This window comes from Micromonospora sp. URMC 105, assembly GCF_051386295.1.
Lineage (GTDB): Bacteria > Actinomycetota > Actinomycetes > Mycobacteriales > Micromonosporaceae > Micromonospora.
This window is the reverse complement of sequence record NZ_JBPQTL010000058.1, coordinates 20,864-36,512: the sequence shown is the minus strand read 5'-3', so window position 1 is coordinate 36,512 and position 15,649 is coordinate 20,864. Positions and strand designations below refer to the sequence as shown.

The 15,649-nt window shown below is 74.6% G+C and carries 15 protein-coding genes; 13 read left to right on the top strand and 2 right to left on the bottom strand.

What is annotated here, in order from left to right; all coding sequences use genetic code 11:
• Positions 1–38 precede the first annotated feature (38 nt).
• Positions 39–254: a hypothetical protein gene (locus tag ACSNN7_RS19025; RefSeq protein ID WP_436682169.1), complete on the bottom strand. Its 216-nt coding sequence runs from the start codon at positions 252–254 to the stop codon at positions 39–41.
• Positions 255–413: 159 nt separating this feature from the next.
• Between ACSNN7_RS19025 and ACSNN7_RS19020 the strand changes: the two genes are divergently transcribed.
• The 3 genes from ACSNN7_RS19020 to ACSNN7_RS19010 are packed head-to-tail and all read left to right on the top strand — an operon-like array spanning position 414 to position 3,370.
• Complete coding sequence (locus tag ACSNN7_RS19020; RefSeq protein ID WP_436682168.1) at positions 414–959, top strand: MauE/DoxX family redox-associated membrane protein; 546 nt, start codon at positions 414–416, stop codon at positions 957–959.
• 30 nt (positions 960–989) lie between these two features.
• Positions 990–1,529 carry a TlpA family protein disulfide reductase gene (locus ACSNN7_RS19015; RefSeq protein WP_436682167.1) on the top strand — a complete coding sequence of 180 codons (540 nt, stop codon included), beginning with the start codon at positions 990–992 and terminating at the stop codon, positions 1,527–1,529.
• Complete coding sequence (locus ACSNN7_RS19010) at positions 1,526–3,370, top strand: ABC transporter ATP-binding protein (protein ID WP_436682166.1); 1,845 nt, start codon at positions 1,526–1,528, stop codon at positions 3,368–3,370. The genes ACSNN7_RS19015 and ACSNN7_RS19010 overlap by 4 nt, the downstream gene beginning before the upstream one ends.
• Positions 3,371–3,389: 19 nt before the next feature.
• Here the strand turns inward: ACSNN7_RS19010 and ACSNN7_RS19005 are convergent, their stop codons facing one another.
• Complete coding sequence (locus ACSNN7_RS19005; protein ID WP_436682165.1) at positions 3,390–5,228, bottom strand: BTAD domain-containing putative transcriptional regulator; 1,839 nt, start codon at positions 5,226–5,228, stop codon at positions 3,390–3,392.
• Between the two features lie 240 nt (positions 5,229–5,468).
• Between ACSNN7_RS19005 and ACSNN7_RS19000 the strand changes: the two genes are divergently transcribed.
• From ACSNN7_RS19000 to ACSNN7_RS18955, 10 genes are all read left to right on the top strand, one after another.
• On the top strand, positions 5,469–6,680 hold the full coding sequence (locus ACSNN7_RS19000; protein WP_436682164.1) for a nucleotide sugar dehydrogenase: 1,212 nt from the start codon (positions 5,469–5,471) through the stop codon (positions 6,678–6,680).
• Positions 6,677–7,465, top strand: coding sequence for a glycosyltransferase family 2 protein (locus ACSNN7_RS18995; protein WP_436682163.1), 789 nt, complete (start codon positions 6,677–6,679; stop codon positions 7,463–7,465). The genes ACSNN7_RS19000 and ACSNN7_RS18995 overlap by 4 nt, the downstream gene beginning before the upstream one ends.
• Before the next feature lie 8 nt (positions 7,466–7,473).
• Positions 7,474–8,499 carry an NAD-dependent epimerase/dehydratase family protein gene (locus ACSNN7_RS18990; protein ID WP_436682161.1) on the top strand — a complete coding sequence of 342 codons (1,026 nt, stop codon included), beginning with the start codon at positions 7,474–7,476 and terminating at the stop codon, positions 8,497–8,499.
• A gap of 175 nt (positions 8,500–8,674) precedes the next feature.
• On the top strand, positions 8,675–9,676 hold the full coding sequence (gene argC, locus ACSNN7_RS18985; protein ID WP_436682160.1) for an N-acetyl-gamma-glutamyl-phosphate reductase: 1,002 nt from the start codon (positions 8,675–8,677) through the stop codon (positions 9,674–9,676).
• Positions 9,673–10,845 carry a bifunctional glutamate N-acetyltransferase/amino-acid acetyltransferase ArgJ gene (argJ, locus tag ACSNN7_RS18980; protein ID WP_436682159.1) on the top strand — a complete coding sequence of 391 codons (1,173 nt, stop codon included), beginning with the start codon at positions 9,673–9,675 and terminating at the stop codon, positions 10,843–10,845. Before argC ends, argJ begins: the two co-directional genes overlap by 4 nt.
• On the top strand, positions 10,842–11,768 hold the full coding sequence (argB, locus tag ACSNN7_RS18975) for an acetylglutamate kinase (RefSeq protein WP_436682158.1): 927 nt from the start codon (positions 10,842–10,844) through the stop codon (positions 11,766–11,768). Before argJ ends, argB begins: the two co-directional genes overlap by 4 nt.
• The gene (locus ACSNN7_RS18970; protein WP_436682156.1) at positions 11,765–13,009 is read left to right on the top strand and encodes an acetylornithine transaminase; all 1,245 of its coding nucleotides are present in this window, start codon (positions 11,765–11,767) and stop codon (positions 13,007–13,009) included. Before argB ends, ACSNN7_RS18970 begins: the two co-directional genes overlap by 4 nt.
• On the top strand, positions 13,006–13,932 hold the full coding sequence (gene argF, locus ACSNN7_RS18965) for an ornithine carbamoyltransferase (protein WP_436682155.1): 927 nt from the start codon (positions 13,006–13,008) through the stop codon (positions 13,930–13,932). The genes ACSNN7_RS18970 and argF overlap by 4 nt, the downstream gene beginning before the upstream one ends.
• The gene (locus ACSNN7_RS18960; protein WP_436682154.1) at positions 13,929–14,444 is read left to right on the top strand and encodes an arginine repressor; all 516 of its coding nucleotides are present in this window, start codon (positions 13,929–13,931) and stop codon (positions 14,442–14,444) included. Before argF ends, ACSNN7_RS18960 begins: the two co-directional genes overlap by 4 nt.
• Entirely contained in the window at positions 14,441–15,643 is a 1,203-nt protein-coding gene (locus tag ACSNN7_RS18955) for an argininosuccinate synthase (RefSeq protein WP_334455544.1), read from the top strand. Before ACSNN7_RS18960 ends, ACSNN7_RS18955 begins: the two co-directional genes overlap by 4 nt.
• Positions 15,644–15,649 lie beyond the last annotated feature (6 nt).

Below are 15,649 nucleotides of genomic sequence, written 5' to 3'. Positions count from 1 at the left end.
CGCCCCCCCCCCCCCCCCCCCCCCCCCCGGAGCCGGCCTCAGCAGAGGCTGGTCATCGTGGTCGCTCCCGCGCTGCAGTAGTAGCCGCACGTCCCGCAGTACGTCTTGCACGCCAGGTTGGTGCTGCACCGCTTGAAGTAGCAGGTGCCGCAGAGCGCGCAGTACGGGTCCGGCGGACAGCCGGCCGCCGCGGTCACCTTCGGCACGAACACGCCCAGCATCCGCTCGCCCAGGCTCTCCAGTCGACGGAACATTCGTTCACCTCCTCCCGGGTCCGATCGTTGCCCGGACGCTACGACGAGCGGATACACCGACCGGTACAGCGGCCACGGTCGATGCGCCCGCCGCTGTACCGGCGATGTATCCGTCGCACCTAGCGTGGGCCTCCCCGTACCCGCGAGGAGGCGTACCGGATGCGATCCCTGGAGCTGACCGCCCGGCTGCTGCTGGCGCTGGTGTTCCTCGCCGCCGTCGTCGGCAAGCTGCGGACCCGCGAGGGTTTCGGCTCCTTCGTCGGCTCGGTCGGCCGGTTCGGCGTACCGGCGCGGTGGACCCGGCCGGTCGCCCGGGTCGCGGTCACCGCCGAGGCGGCCGTCGTCGTGCTGCTCGCCGTGCCCGCCACCGCGCCCGCCGGGCTGCTGCTCGCCGCGGGCCTGCTCGGCGTGCTCACCCTGGCCCTGGCCCGCGCGCTGCGGCGCGGCGAGCGCCCCGCCTGCCGCTGCTTCGGCGCCGGCGACGGGCCGATTGGGGCGCGGCACGTGGTCCGCAACCTCGCGCTGCTCCTGGTGGCGCTGTTCGGCCTGCTCGGCCGGGCCGCCGGCGGTGCGCCACCGGGCGCGGTGGACACCCTGCTCGCGGTGGGCCTGGCGGTGCCGCTGGCCGCCGTGGTGGTCCGCCTCGACGACCTGGTCGCCCTCTTCGCCCCGGCCCGGGCTCCCGGCCCGGCCCGCCGGCACTGACCCGTCCCCCTCGAACTCCAAGGAGCCCCCATGGCGCTGTTGACCGTCGCCGTCGTCCTCGTCGCCGCGCTCGGCCTGCTGAACCTGGTGCTGCTGCTCGGCGTGGTCCGCCGGCTGCGCGAACACACCGACCTGCTCAACGACCGGCAGTCCGCCCCGCCGGAGGTGATGCTGGAGGTCGGCTCGATCCCCGGCGACTTCGTCTCGACCACCGTGGACGGGCGGGTGTTCACCCGCGCCGACATCCCGCCGATGACGCTGGTGGCGTTCCTCTCGCCGAGCTGCGACCACTGCGAGGAGCAGATCCCGGCGCTGCTCGACCGGGCCGCCGGCATGCCGGGCGGGGCCGAGCACGTCTGGGTGGTCGTGGTCGGCAAGGGCGAGGCGACCCAGCCGTACGCGGACCGCTTCGCCGCCGTGGCCACGGTCTTCGTCGAGCCGGGCACCGGCGCGCTGCCGCTGGCCTTCGGGGTGAAGGGCTTCCCGGCGTTCGGCCTGCTCGACCAGCGCGGCATCGTCGCCTCGACCGCGTTCGGCATCGCTCGGTTGGACCTTCCGGTGGCCCGGTGACCGGCCCCCGGCTGGCGCCCCGGCGGGCCGCCCGGCACGCCCGGGCGGCCCTCGGGCTGACCTGGCGGGCGGCGCCCGCCGGCACCCTGACCGACCTGCTGCTGGCGGTGCTCGCCGGGGCGACCCCGGTGGCCGTCGCCGGGTTGACCAAGCTCGTCCTGGACCGCCTCACCGGCGCGGGCGGGCCGGCCGTGCCGCTGGTGCTGCTCGGCGTCGGCCTGGCGGTCGCCGCCGCGACCGGCGCGGTCCTGCCGCACGTGCGCAAGTACGTCGAGGCCGAGCGCTCCCGCGCGATCTCCCGGCTGGTGCGCCGCCGCCTGCACGACGCGGTGCTGCGGCTGGTGGGCCTGGTCCGGCTGGAGGACCCGGTCTTCCAGGACCGGTTGCAGGCCGCCCAGCAGACCGGGCACCTCGGCCCGACCCAGCTCACCGGCAACGCGCTGGGTGCGGTGCAGAGCGTCATCGCGATCGGCGGTTTCCTCGGCGTGCTGCTGGCGCTGAGTCCGCTGGTGGGACTGCTGGTGCTGCTGGCGGCGCTGCCGACGCTCTGGATGCAGCTGCGCCTCAACCGTTCCCGGATGGCGATGGTGCTGCGGCTGGAGCACTTCCAGCGCCGCGACCTGTTCTTCGCCCAGCTGCTGACCGGGGTGCCCGCCGCCAAGGAGGTACGCCTCTTCGGCCTCGGCCGGTTCTTCGGCGACCGGATGCTCGACGAGCTGCACGGCATGCACCGGGTGGAGCGGCGGCTGGACCGCCGGGAGATGCGGGCGCAGGCGCTGCTCGGCCTGCTCGGGGCCGCCGTGGCCGGGGTCGGCGTGGTCTGGATCGTCACCGGGGCCGCCGCCCGGCGGCTGAGCCTGGGTGACGTGGCGATCTACCTGGCCGCCGTACCGGGGGTGCAGGGCGCGCTGGGCGCACTGGTCGGCCAGGTCGGCGCGATCCACCAGGCGCTGCTGCTCTTCGACCACTACGACCAGGTGGTCCGCGCCGAGCCGGACCTGCCGGTGCCGGCCGTCGCCCGGCCGGTGCCGCCGCTGCGCCGGGGGATCGAGCTGCGCGACGTGTGGTTCCGCTACTCGCCCGAGCATCCCTGGGTGCTGCGCGGGGTGGACCTGCACCTGCCCTACGGGTCGACCACCGCGCTGGTGGGGCTCAACGGCGCCGGCAAGAGCACCCTGGTGAAGCTGCTGTGCCGCTTCTACGACCCGGAGCGCGGCGCGATCCTCTGGGACGGCGTGGACCTGCGCGAGTTCGACCCGGCGGCGCTGCGCGAGCGCCTCGGCGCGGTGTTCCAGGACTTCATGCCCTACGACCTGACCGCCGGCGAGAACATCGCGGTCGGCGACCTGGCGGCGCTCGGGGACTCGGAGCGGCTGCGCCGCGCCGCCCGGCACGCCGGCATCGACGACACCCTCACCGCGCTGCCGCGCGGCTACGACACCCTGCTGACCCGGGTCTTCTTCGACGGCCCGGACCGCGACGACCCGCAGGCGGGGGTGGTCCTCTCCGGCGGCCAGTGGCAGCGGATCGCGCTGGCCCGGGGCTTCCTGCGCGCCGAGGCGGACCTGCTCGTGCTCGACGAACCGAGTTCGGGCCTGGACGCCGCGGCGGAGCACGACCTGCACACCCGGCTGCGGGAGCTGCGCCGGAATCGCACCAGCCTGCTCATCTCGCACCGGCTCAACGCGGTGCGCGACGCCGACGCCATCGTCGTGCTCGCCGACGGCCGGGTGGCCGAGCGCGGCGACCACCACGAGCTGCTCGCCGCCGGTGGCGGGTACGCGCGGCTCTTCGCCCTCCAGGCGCGCGGCTACCGGGAGGACACCCCGGCGCCGGTGTGACCGCCCGCGCCGGTCGGTGTCAGGCCCGCTCGCCGCCGGCCGGCCCCGGCTCGGGTGACCCGGCCCCGGCGGCTGCGGCTCCGGGCGGCTCGCCGGCGTCCAGCTCGGCGGCGTAGAGGCGGACCAGCTCGCCGAGGCGGAACCGGCCCGGCCCGGCGGGCTCGGCGAGCTGCGCCGCGACCAGCCGGTCCAGCGCCCGCGCCGCCTCCTCCGGCGGCGCGCCGGTCAGCGCGGCGGTCTGCTCGGCGGTGACCGGACCCGGCCGGGCCCGGCCGAGCCGGCGGAACACCGGCGCGGCCGGGCCGAGGCGGCGGTAGCTGGCCGTCAGCCGGGGCCGCAGCCCGGTCTCGGCGAGGCGGAACCGCTCGTCGCGCAGCAGCCGGGCCAGCCGGGCCAGCGACCAGTGCGGGCCCTCGGTGAGCCGGCGGGTGGCGGTCCGCAGGGCCAGCGGCAGCCCCTCGCAGAGCGTGACCACCGCGACCGCCGCCTCCGGCTCGTCGTCCACCGGGCGGTCCCCGGCGGTGGCCCGCAGCAGGGCCAGCCCGTCCCCCGGTGGCAGCGGGTCGAGCCGCAGGGTGCCCCCGGCCGCGTCGAGCACCGGCGTCCGGCTGGTCACCACCAGCGCGCACGCGCCGCGTACCGGCAGCAGGTCCTCGACCTGGGCGGGGTCGGCGGCGTTGTCGAGCACCAGGAGCACCCGGCGGTCGAAGAGCAGGGACCGGACCCGGGCGCGGGCCTCCGCCACCCCGGCGGCCGGGCCGGGCGACGGGGACAGCGAGCGGAGCACCCGGTTGGCCACCTCCAGCGGCGGCAGCCGGGCACCGGCGACGGAGCCACCGAGTTCCAGGTGGAGCTGACCGTCGGGGAAGGCGTCGAGGGCCTCCGCCGCGGCCCGCAGGACGAGGGCGGACTTGCCGGTGCCGGCCATGCCGTACACCGACAGGGTCACCGGGCGGGTTCCGGTGCCCGCCAGCCCGGCGGCGAGCCGGGCCAGCTCCGCGTGCCGCCCCACGAAGGGCGCGGCGGCGCAGGGCAGCTCGTGGGGCACCGGCGCGGCCCGGGCCGGGTGCGACCCGCCGGGGGTGCGCACCGGCGTGCGGGCCGGTGGGCCCTCGCCCTGGCGGACGGTGCGGTAGAGCGCGGTCAGCTCGGGCCCGGGCGGTACGCCGAGTTCGCCGGCGAGCGCCCGGCAGGCCGTCCGGTAGGTCCGCACGGCGGCCGCCCCGTCGCCGGCCCGGTGCTGCGCGCGCATCAGCAGGCCCCACCCGGATTCCCGCAGCGGGTGCTCCGCGACGTGCCCGCGCAGCAGGGCGACCAGGGCGGGCGAACCCGGATCGCCGAGGTCCAGCCGGGCCCGGGCGTACGTCTCGCGGACCTCGGCCCGGCGCTCGCGCAGCCGGTCGAAGGCGGCGGCGGTCAGCGGGCCGTACGCGGGCGGTGGCTCGGTGGCCGACCAGAGCGCCAGGGCCTGCTCGGCGCGGGCGGCGGCGAGTTCCGCCGCGCCGCGGTCCCGAGCCGCCCGTGCCTCGTCGGCCAGCCGCTCGAACTCGGTGGCGTCCAGCTCGCCCGGTTCGACCCGGAGCAGGTATCCGCCGCCCTCCGCGCGCAGCCGCACCGGCTCGCCCGGCCCGGTGAGCAGGTGCCGCAGCTGGCTGGCGTGGCTGCGCAGGTTCGCCACCGCCGAGGCGGGCGCCTGTGAGCCCCACAGCTCCTGGCACAGCCGCTCGACCGGCACCGCCGTCCCGGCGTGCAGCAGGAGGGTGACCAGCAGCGCGGTGGGCCGGCCGGCCGGCAGTCGCAGCGTCCGGCCGTCCCGGTGTGCCCGTGCCGGACCGAGGATCTGAAAGGCCAGGCCCATGTGCCCTCCGCGTGTGCCCCCCGTGGCCGACCGCTCGGCCCCACACTTCCGCCAGGTAGTCATCCTAGTCGATATGTGCGGGCTGTCACGGCGGTGGTGCGGAACGTGGCCCATCGGCCGAAAGGCCACCGGCGACGGCATGTTCGGCTACCCACGGGTCACATGGAAGCGGCTAACCTGCTTGGATTCCGACTCACCAGCGGGATCACACCCCCACCACCCCCACCGGGAGCTGACCTGATGTCCGAGGATCCGGGCCCCGCGCCCCTCTCCGTCGACGTCTGCATCGTCGGAGGCTGCGGCCGGGTCGGTCTGCCGCTGGGCATCGCGTTCGCCTCCCGCGGCCTCTCCGTCGTGCTGTACGACATCAACGCCGACGCCGTCGCCACGGTCAACGCGGGCACCCTGCCCTTCGCCGAGCCGGGCGCGGCCGAGGCGCTCGCCGAGGCGGTCGCCGCCGGCCGGCTTCGGGCCACCACCGACCCGGTCGCCGTGGGCGCCTCCGAGCACCTCGTGGTGGTCGTCGGCACCCCGGTCGACGAGCACCTCAACCCGGACCTGGGTGCGGTGCCCCGCGCGCTGGAGCGCTGCGCCGAGCACCTGCGCGACGGGCAGCTGGTGGTGCTGCGCAGCACCGTCTACCCGGGGGTGACCGCGCTCACCGAGAAGCTGCTCGCCGGCAAGGGCGTCAAGGCCGACGTGGCGTTCTGCCCGGAGCGCATCGCCGAGGGCCGGGCGATGACCGAGCTGTTCACGCTGCCGCAGATCGTCGCCGCCCGTACGCCCGCCGCCCTGGCCCGGGCGGAGAAGCTGTTCCGGCACCTCACCGAGCAGATCGTCCCGCTCGAGCCGGAGGAGGCGGAGCTGGCGAAGCTGTTCACCAACACCTGGCGCTACATCAAGTTCGCCACCGCCAACCAGTTCTGGATGATGGCCAACGACTTCGGGCTGGACTTCGCCCGGATCCGGCACGCGGTCGCCTTCGACTACCCGCGCGCGGCCGACCTGCCGATGCCGGGCTTCGCCGCCGGGCCGTGCCTGTTCAAGGACACCATGCAGCTGGCCGCGTTCAACCGGAACAACTTCGTGCTCGGCCACTCCGCGATGCTGATCAACGAGGGGCTGCCGCTCTACCTGGTGTCCCGGCTGGAGGACCGGTTCGACCTGTCCGAGCTGACCGTGGGCATCCTCGGGATGGCCTTCAAGGGCGGCTCGGACGACCCCCGGGAGAGCCTGGCGTACAAGCTGCGCAAGATCCTGGCGCTGAAGACCCGGGAGACCCTCTGCACCGACCCGTACGTCGCCGACGAGCGCCTGGTCGGCCTCGACGAGGTGCTGCGCCGGGCCGACCTGCTGGTCATCGCCGCACCGCACGAGCAGTACGCCCGGCTGGACACCGACAAGCCGGTGATCGACATGTGGGGGCTGACCGGGACGGGGGTGCGGGTGTGAGGCCGCGGGTGTCGGTGATCGTGCCGGTCTACAACGAGGGCGAGGCGATCCTGCGCTGCCTCGAACGGATGCTGCGCGAGATGCTGCTCCCGGCCGAGGTGCTGATCGTGCACGACATGCCGGAGGACACCACCGTCCCGTACGTGGAGCAGATCGCCCGCACCGACCCGCGGGTGCGCGCGGTGCTCAACACGTACGGGCGCGGGCCGGCCAACGCCATCCGGTTCGGCATCGACGCCGCGCTCGCCCCGGTGGTGGTGGTCACCATGGCCGACGGCTGCGACGACCCGCGCCAGATCGACGAGCTGGCCCGGCTGGTGGACCGGGGCGTGGTGGTCGCCGCCGCCTCCCGCTACATGCCGGGCGGGCAGCAGGTCGGCGGGCCCCGGCTGAAGCGGATGATGTCGCGCTGGGCGGGGCGCAGCCTCTACACGCTGGCCCGGGTCGGCACCCGGGACGCCACCAACAGCTTCAAGGCGTACGACACGGCCTTCGTGCGGGAGGTCGGGATCGAGTCGCGCACCGGCTTCGAGATCGGGTTGGAGCTGACCGCGAAGGCCACCCGGCTGCGCCTGCCGGTCGCCGAGATCCCCACCATCTGGCTGGACCGGCCGCTGGGCGAGTCCCACTTCGACCTGGGCCGGTTCCTCCCCGGCTACCTGCGGTGGTACTTCTTCGCCTACGGTCGACGGCTGAGCCGGGAGAAGCTGACCGCCCGCACGGCCCCGGCCGTGCCCGCCCCGCGCGGCGAGCGGGACAGCACCGAGTACGAGAAGACCGCATAGGAGCGCACGTGGCGAAGGTCCTGGTAACTGGTTCGGCCGGCTTCATCGGCGGGTACCTCGTCGAGGAGTTGCTGGGCCGGGGCCACGAGGTGGTCGGCATCGACAACTTCTCCAAGTACGGCCCGGTCACCCACAGCTACGACGCGCACCCCCGGTTCCGCTTCGTCGAGGGCGACGCCCGCGACGTCGACCTGCTCACCGAGCTGCTCGACGGCTGCGATCACCTGGTGGCGGGCGCGGCGATGATCGGCGGCATCTCCTACTTCCACGCCTACGCCTACGACCTGCTCGCCACCAACGAGCGGATCATGGCGGCCACCTGCGACGCGGCCATCCGGGCCCACCGCGAGGGCAGCCTGGCGAAGGTGACCTACCTGTCCTCCTCGATGGTCTACGAGTCCACCGAGCACTGGCCCAGCAAGGAGGGCGACGAGCGGCTCGTCCCGCCGCCGCTCTCCTCGTACGGCTTCCAGAAGCTGGCCGTGGAGTACTACGCCCGGGCCGCCTGGGAGCAGTACCAGCTGCCGTACACGATCGTCCGGCCGTTCAACTGCGTGGGCGTGGGGGAGGGGCGGGCGCTCGGCCAGGCCGAGGTCCTCTCCGGCAACGTCAAGCTGGCCATGTCGCACGTGGTGCCGGACCTGGTGCAGAAGATCGTCAAGGGGCAGGACCCGCTGCACATCCTCGGCGAGGGCCACCAGGTGCGGCACTACACCTACGGCGGGGACCTGGCCCGGGGCATCGCCACAGCGGTGGAGCACCCGGCGGCGCGCAACGAGGACTTCAACCTCTCCACCGCCGAGTCCACCAGCGTGCTGGAGCTGGCCGAGCTGATCTGGCGCAAGATCAAGGGCACCGACGTGCCGTTCCGGTACGTCTCCGACGAGCCCTACCAGTACGACGTGCAGAAGCGGGTGCCGGACGTGACCAAGGCCCGCGAGGTCCTCGGCTTCACCGCCGGCACCTCCCTGGACGAGATGCTCGACGAGGTCATCCCGTGGGTGACCCGGGCCGTCGAGGAGGGCCGCCTCTAGCCCGGTACGCCCCTCGCCGTCCCGCCCGGCCCGGATCGCCTCCCGCGACCCGGGCCGGGCGTCGTCGTATCCGGTGACCGGCGTCACGACTACATGCTCATGCAGTGGGACGTATGAACTTGCAGTGAGGGGTGGAGACCGCTAGCCTTTTCTGCATAGTCATGCGGAGGTGAGTATGGGCATTCGAGTAGCGGTCGCGGGTGCGAGCGGATACGCCGGGGGCGAACTGCTGCGCCTGGTCGCCGGGCACCCCGAGCTCGACCTGATCGCCGCCACCGCCCACCGCCAGGCCGGTCAGCCCGTCGCCGCCGTACACCCGCAGCTCGCGGGGCTCGACCTGGCGCTCACGGCGACCGACCCGGCGACCCTGGCCGACGCGGACCTGGTCTTCCTGGCCCTGCCGCACGGCGAGTCGGCGGCCCTCGCGGCGGCCCTGCCCGAGACGGTCAAGGTGGTCGACCTCGGCGCCGACCACCGGCTGCACGACGCCGCCGCCTGGGCCCGCTACTACGGCGGCCCGCACGCCGGCGCCTGGACCTACGGCCTGTGCGAGCTGCCCGGCCAGCGGGCGGCGATCGCCGCCGCGAACCGGGTGGCCAGCACCGGCTGCTACGCCGTGGCCACCACCCTCGCCCTGGCCCCGCTGGTCGCCGCCGGCGCGGTCCTGCCCACCGACGTGGTCGTGGTCGCCGCCTCCGGCACCTCCGGCGCCGGCCGGGCCGCCAAGGCCCACCTGCTCGGCAGCGAGGTGATGGGCGACCTGTCGCCCTACAAGGTCGGCGCCCACCAGCACGTGCCGGAGATCAAGCAGGCCACCGGCGCGACCAGCCTCTCCTTCACCCCGGTGCTCGCGCCGATGCCGCGCGGCATCCTCGCCACCGTCACCGCCCTGCCGACCGGCGACGCCGACCCGCGCGAGGTGCTGGCCCGGGCGTACGCGGACGCGCCGTTCGTGCACGTGCTGCCCGAGGGCGCCTGGCCGCACACCGCCGCCACGGCTGGCTCGAACGCCTGCCACCTCCAGGCGGGCCTCGACGCCGACTCCGGCCGGGTGATCGTGGTCAGCGCGATCGACAACCTCGGCAAGGGCGCCGCCGGCCAGGCCGTGCAGTGCGCCAACCTCATGCTCGGCCTGCCCGAGACCACCGGCCTTCCCGTCTTCGGAGTCGCGCCATGACCGTCACCGCCCCCCGGGGTTTCCGGGCGGCCGGCATCGCCGCCGGGCTCAAGACCAGCGGCGCCGCCGACCTCGCCCTCGTCGTCAACGACGGCCCCGACGCCGGGATCGCCGGCGTCTTCACCGCCAACCGGGTCAAGGCCGCACCGGTGCTCTGGACCCAGCAGGTCGTCCGCGGCGGCGTGGTCCGCGCCGTGGTGCTCAACTCCGGCGGGGCCAACGCGTGCACCGGCCCGGGCGGCTTCCAGGACACCCACGCCACCGCCGAGCACACCGCCGCCGCGCTGACCTCCGTCAGCCCCCGGCTGATCCTCGGCGCCGGCGAGGTCGCGGTCTGCTCCACCGGCCTGATCGGCGAGCGGCTGCCGATGCAGAAGCTGCTGCCCGGGGTGCGGAGCGCCATCCGCGGGCTCGCCCGCGACGGTGGCACCGCCGCGGCCGAGGCGATCATGACCACCGACACCCGGCCGAAGACCACCGTCGCCAAGGGCAGCGGCTGGACCGTCGGGGGCATGGCCAAGGGCGCCGGGATGCTCGCCCCGGCCATGGCCACCATGCTCTGCGTGCTCACCACCGACGCGGTCGCCGGGCCGGAGGCGCTCGACGCCGCGCTGCGCGCCGCCACCCGGGTCACCTTCGACCGGATCGACTCCGACGGCTGCATGTCCACCAACGACACGGTGCTGCTGCTCTCCAGCGGCGCGTCCGGCGTCGAGCCCACCGCCGCCGAGCTGACCGCCGCGGTCACCGCCGCCTGCCACGACCTGGCCCAGCAGCTCATCGCCGACGCCGAGGGCGCCACCAAGCAGATCGCCATCGACGTGGTCGGCGCGGCCGACGAGGACGACGCGGTCGAGGTGGGCCGCTCCGTGGCGCGCAACAACCTGGTGAAGACCGCGCTGTTCGGCAACGACCCGAACTGGGGGCGGATCCTCGCCGCCGTCGGCACCACCGCCGCCGCCTTCGAGCCCGACGGCGTCGACGTCGCGGTCAACGGGATCTGGGTGTGCCGCTCCGGCGCCGCCGCCGAGGACCGCGCCAAGGTCGACCTCTCCGGCCGGGACGTCACCATCCGCATCGACCTGCACGCCGGCTCCTCGGCGGCGACGATCTGGACCAACGACCTGTCGCACGCGTACGTGCACGAGAACTCGGCGTACTCCTCATGAGCCTCTCCGCGGACCTCACCCGGGCCCAGGTCAAGGCCGAGACGCTGATCGAGGCGCTGCCCTGGCTGGCCCGCTTCTCCGGCGCCTGCGTCGTGGTCAAGTACGGCGGCAACGCCATGGTCGACCCGGCGCTGCAGCGCGCCTTCGCCGCCGACATGGTCTTCCTCCGGTACGCCGGCCTCAAGCCGGTCGTCGTGCACGGCGGTGGGCCGCAGATCTCCGCCATGCTGGGCCGGCTCGGCATCGCCAGCGAGTTCCGGGGCGGCCTGCGGGTCACCACCCCCGAGGCGATGGACGTGGTCCGGATGGTGCTGGTCGGGCAGGTCGGCCGGGAACTGGTCGGGCTGATCAACGCGCACGGCCCGTTCGCCGTCGGCCTCTCCGGCGAGGACGCCGGGCTGTTCACCGCCGTCCGGCGGCCCGCGTACGTCGACGGGCAGCCGGTGGACGTCGGGCAGGTCGGCGACGTGGAGTCCGTGGACGTCTCGGCGGTGACCGACCTGATCGCCGCCGGCCGGATCCCGGTCATCTCGACCGTCGCGCCGGACGCCGACGGGGTGCTGCACAACCTGAACGCCGACACCGCCGCCGCCGCGCTCGCCGTCGCCCTCGACGCCCGCAAGCTGGTCGTGCTCACCGACGTGGCCGGCCTGTACGCCGACTGGCCCGACACCGCCAGCCTGGTCAGCGAGATCACCGACGACGAGCTGGCGAAGCTGCTGCCGTCCCTGGAGTCGGGGATGGTCCCGAAGATGGAGGCCTGCCTGCGGGCGGTGCGCGGGGGCGTGCCCGCCGCGCACGTCGTCGACGGCCGGGTCGCCCACTCCACGCTGCTGGAGGTCTTCACCTCGGAAGGATTCGGCACGATGGTCGTGAGCGCGAGCCCCGCAGTCGCGAACAACGAAGGCTCGGTGAGCGCATGAGCACGCTGGTCGAACGGTGGGGCCAGGCCCTGATGGACAACTACGGCACCCCGCCGCTGGCGCTGGTCTCCGGCTCCGGCGCCGTCGTGGTCGACGAGACCGGCCGGGAGTACGTCGACCTGCTCGGCGGCATCGCGGTCAACGCCCTCGGCCACGCCCACCCGGCCGTGGTGGCCGCCGTCTCCAAGCAGGTCGCGACCCTCGGGCACGTCTCCAACCTGTTCGTCGCCGAGCCGCCGGTGGCCCTGGCGGAGCTGCTGCTGGCCCTCGCGGGCCGGCCGGGCCGGGTGTTCTTCGCCAACTCCGGGGCGGAGGCCAACGAGGCGGCGTTCAAGCTCTCCCGGCTCACCGGCCGCACCCAGGTGGTGGCCGCCCGGGGCGGCTTCCACGGCCGGACCATGGGCGCGCTGGCGCTGACCGGGCAGCCGGCGAAATCCGACCCGTTCCGCCCGCTGCCCGGCGAGGTCACCCACGTGGCGTACGGCGACGCCGCCGCCCTCGACGCGGCCGTCACCGACGCCACCGCGATGGTGATCCTGGAGCCGATCCAGGGCGAGAACGGTGTGGTGGTGCCGCCCGCCGGCTACCTGGCCGAGGCGCGGCGGATCACCGCCCGGCGCGGCGCCCTGCTGGTCCTGGACGAGGTGCAGACCGGCATCGGCCGCACCGGGCACTGGTTCGCGCACCAGGCCGAGGGGATCGAGCCGGACGTGGTGACCCTGGCCAAGGGGCTCGGCGGCGGGCTGCCCGTCGGCGCCTGCCTCGCCTTCGGCCGGGCCGGTGAACTGCTCGCCCCCGGCTCGCACGGCACCACCTTCGGCGGCAACCCGGTCAGCTGCGCCGCCGCGCTGGCCGTGATCGCCACCATCGCCAGCGAGGGGCTGCTCGACCACGTGAAGCGCACCGGTGAACGGCTGCGCCGGGGCGTCGAGGCGCTCGGTCACCCGCTGGTCGCCGACGTCCGGGGCGCCGGGCTGCTGCTCGGGATCGTGCTCACCGCCCCGGCCGCCGCTGCGGTCACCGCCACGCTGCGCGAGGCCGGTTTCCTGGTCAACCCGGTGCAGCCGGACGCGGTCCGGCTCGCCCCGCCCCTGATCCTCACCGCCGCCCAGGTCGACGCCTTCCTGGCCGCTCTCCCCGCCGCCCTCGACGCGGCGACGCCGGCCGACGCGGCCGGGCAGGCCGACCCGGCGGAGCCGGCCACCCCGACCACGACCAGCGCCACGGAGGTCATCGCATGATCCGGCACTTCCTGCGGGACGACGACCTGACCCCCGCCGAGCAGTCCACCGTGCTCGACCTGGCCGCGCGGATGAAGGCGGACCGGTTCGCGTACACGCCGCTGGCCGGGCCGCGGTCGGTGGCGGTGCTCTTCGACAAGCAGAGCCTGCGTACCCGGATCTCCTTCGACGCCGGCATCGCCGAACTGGGCGGCCACCCCCTCGTGGTGGACACCCAGGTCACCCACTTCGGCCGGGGCGAGACCCTCGCCGACGCCGGGCGGGTGCTCTCCCGCTACGTCGCCGCGATCGTGCTGCGCACCCACGGCGACGACCGGATCGCCGAGGTCGCCTCGCACGCCACCGTGCCGGTGGTCAACGCCCTCACCGACGGCTACCACCCCTGCCAGCTCCTGGCCGACCTGCTCACCGTCCGCGAGCACTGCGGCGGCACGCAGGGCCGGACCCTGGCGTACGTCGGGGACGCCGCCAACAACCTGTCGCACTCGTACCTGCTGGCCGGCGCGACCGCCGGGATGCACGTGCGGGTCGCCGGCCCGGCCGGTTTCCAGCCCGACCCCGACGTGCTGGCCCGCGCCGAGAAGATCGCCCTCGGCACCGGCGGCTCGGTCCGGGCGCTCGTCGACCCGATCGAGGCGGTACGCGGAGCCGACGTGGTCGCCACCGACACCTGGACCTCGATGGGCCAGGAGGACGACGGGCTGGACCGGATCACCCCCTTCCTGCCGTACCAGGTCAACGACGCGCTGCTGGCCCACGCCGGGCCGGCGGTGATCGTGCTGCACTGCCTGCCCGCGCACCGGGGCGAGGAGATCACCGACGAGGTGCTGGACGGGCCGCGCAGCGCGGTCTTCGACCAGGCGGAGAATCGCCTGCACGCCCAGAAGGCGCTGCTGACGTATCTCCTGGAGGCCTCCACATGACCGCCCCGCTGACCCGCGCCGCCCGGCACGGCCGCATCGTCGAGCTGATCCGCGACACGGCGATCCACTCGCAGACCGAGTTGGCCGACCTGCTCGCCGCCGACGGCATCCAGGTCACCCAGGCCACCCTCTCCCGGGACCTCAAGGAGCTGGGCGCGGTCACCGCGCGCGGCGGCGACGGGCGGGGCGTCTACCTGATCCCCGAGGACGGCCAGCGGCCGCTGCGCGACGCGGAGGCGGCTCCGGCCCGGCTGGTCCGGCTGCTGCGCGAGCTGCTCAACGGGGTCGACTCCAGCGGCAACATCGCCGTACTGCGCACCCCGCCGGGCGCAGCCCACTACCTGGCCAGCGCGTTGGACCGAGCGGGCCTGCCCGAGGTCGTCGGCACCATCGCCGGCGACGACACCATTCTCGTCGTGGCCCGCGAGGCCGTCGGCGGGGCCGCGCTCGGCGACAAGCTCGCCGGGTGGGCCCGCCGGGAAGAACATGTTGAAGGGAGCACCACACCATGACCGAGCGGGTCGTCCTTGCCTACTCCGGAGGTCTCGACACCTCCGTCGCCATTCCGTACCTCGCCGAGCAGACCGGCGCCGAGATCATCGCGGTGGCCGTCGACGTCGGGCAGGGCGGAGAGGACCTCGACGCCATCCGGCAGCGCGCCCTGGACTGCGGCGCGGTCGAGTCGGAGGTGGTCGACGCGCGCGACGAGTTCGCCGCCGACTACTGCCTGCCGGCGATGCGCGCCAACGCCCTCTACATGGACCGCTACCCGCTGGTCTCCGCGCTGTCCCGGCCGCTGATCGTCAAGCACCTGGTGGCCGCGGCCCGCAAGCACGGCGGCACGATCGTCTCGCACGGCTGCACCGGCAAGGGCAACGACCAGGTCCGCTTCGAGGTCGGGCTGGGCGCCCTCGCCCCGGACCTGAAGATCATCGCCCCGGCCCGGGACTTCGCCTGGACCCGGGACAAGGCCATCGCCTTCGCCGAGGAGAAGGGCCTGCCGATCGACGTGTCGGCCAAGTCGCCGTACTCCATCGACCAGAACCTCTGGGGCCGCGCTGTGGAGACCGGCTTCCTGGAGGACATCTGGAACGGCCCGATCGAGGACCTGTACTCCTACACCGCCGACCCGGCCGAGCCGCGCGACGCCGACGAGGTGGTGATCACCTTCGACGCCGGCAACCCGGTCGCCATCGACGGCGAGACCGTCACCCCGTACCAGGCGATCCTGGAGCTGAACCGGCGCGCCGGGCAGCAGGGCGTCGGCCGGCTCGACATGGTCGAGGACCGCCTCGTCGGCATCAAGAGCCGCGAGGTGTACGAGGCTCCCGGCGCGATCGCGTTGATCACCGCCCACCAGGAGCTGGAGGCGGTCACCGTCGAGCGCGACCTGGCCCGGTTCAAGCGCGGCGTCGACCAGCGCTGGGGCGAGCTGGTCTACGACGGCCTCTGGTTCTCGCCGCTCAAGGAGAGCCTGGACGCGTTCATCGACGACGCCCAGCGGCACGTCTCCGGCGAGGTACGGCTCACCCTGCACGGCGGCCGGGCCACCGTCACCGGCCGGCGCTCCGAGGCCAGCCTCTACGACTTCGGCATGGCCACCTACGACACCGGCGACACCTTCGACCAGTCCCTGGCCAAGGGTTTCGTGCAGCTCTGGGGCCTGCCGAGCAAGATGGCCGCCGCACGCGACGCCCGGCTGGGCGGCTAGGAACCG

Excerpts from the sequence above, each read along its gene's own strand:
- argF (WP_436682155.1), top strand. The coding sequence starts at position 13,006 with ATGATCCGGCACTTCCTGCGGGACGACGACCTGACCCCCGCCGAGCAG.
- ACSNN7_RS19000 (WP_436682164.1), top strand. The coding sequence starts at position 5,469 with ATGTCCGAGGATCCGGGCCCCGCGCCCCTCTCCGTCGACGTCTGCATC.
- argC (WP_436682160.1), top strand. The coding sequence starts at position 8,675 with ATGGGCATTCGAGTAGCGGTCGCGGGTGCGAGCGGATACGCCGGGGGC.
- ACSNN7_RS19015 (WP_436682167.1), top strand. The coding sequence starts at position 990 with ATGGCGCTGTTGACCGTCGCCGTCGTCCTCGTCGCCGCGCTCGGCCTG.
- ACSNN7_RS18960 (WP_436682154.1), top strand. The coding sequence starts at position 13,929 with ATGACCGCCCCGCTGACCCGCGCCGCCCGGCACGGCCGCATCGTCGAG.
- argB (WP_436682158.1), top strand. The coding sequence starts at position 10,842 with ATGAGCCTCTCCGCGGACCTCACCCGGGCCCAGGTCAAGGCCGAGACG.
- argJ (WP_436682159.1), top strand. The coding sequence starts at position 9,673 with ATGACCGTCACCGCCCCCCGGGGTTTCCGGGCGGCCGGCATCGCCGCC.
- ACSNN7_RS18955 (WP_334455544.1), top strand. The coding sequence starts at position 14,441 with ATGACCGAGCGGGTCGTCCTTGCCTACTCCGGAGGTCTCGACACCTCC.
- ACSNN7_RS19025 (WP_436682169.1), bottom strand. The coding sequence starts at position 254 with ATGTTCCGTCGACTGGAGAGCCTGGGCGAGCGGATGCTGGGCGTGTTC.
- ACSNN7_RS19005 (WP_436682165.1), bottom strand. The coding sequence starts at position 5,228 with ATGGGCCTGGCCTTTCAGATCCTCGGTCCGGCACGGGCACACCGGGAC.
- ACSNN7_RS18970 (WP_436682156.1), top strand. The coding sequence starts at position 11,765 with ATGAGCACGCTGGTCGAACGGTGGGGCCAGGCCCTGATGGACAACTAC.
- ACSNN7_RS19020 (WP_436682168.1), top strand. The coding sequence starts at position 414 with ATGCGATCCCTGGAGCTGACCGCCCGGCTGCTGCTGGCGCTGGTGTTC.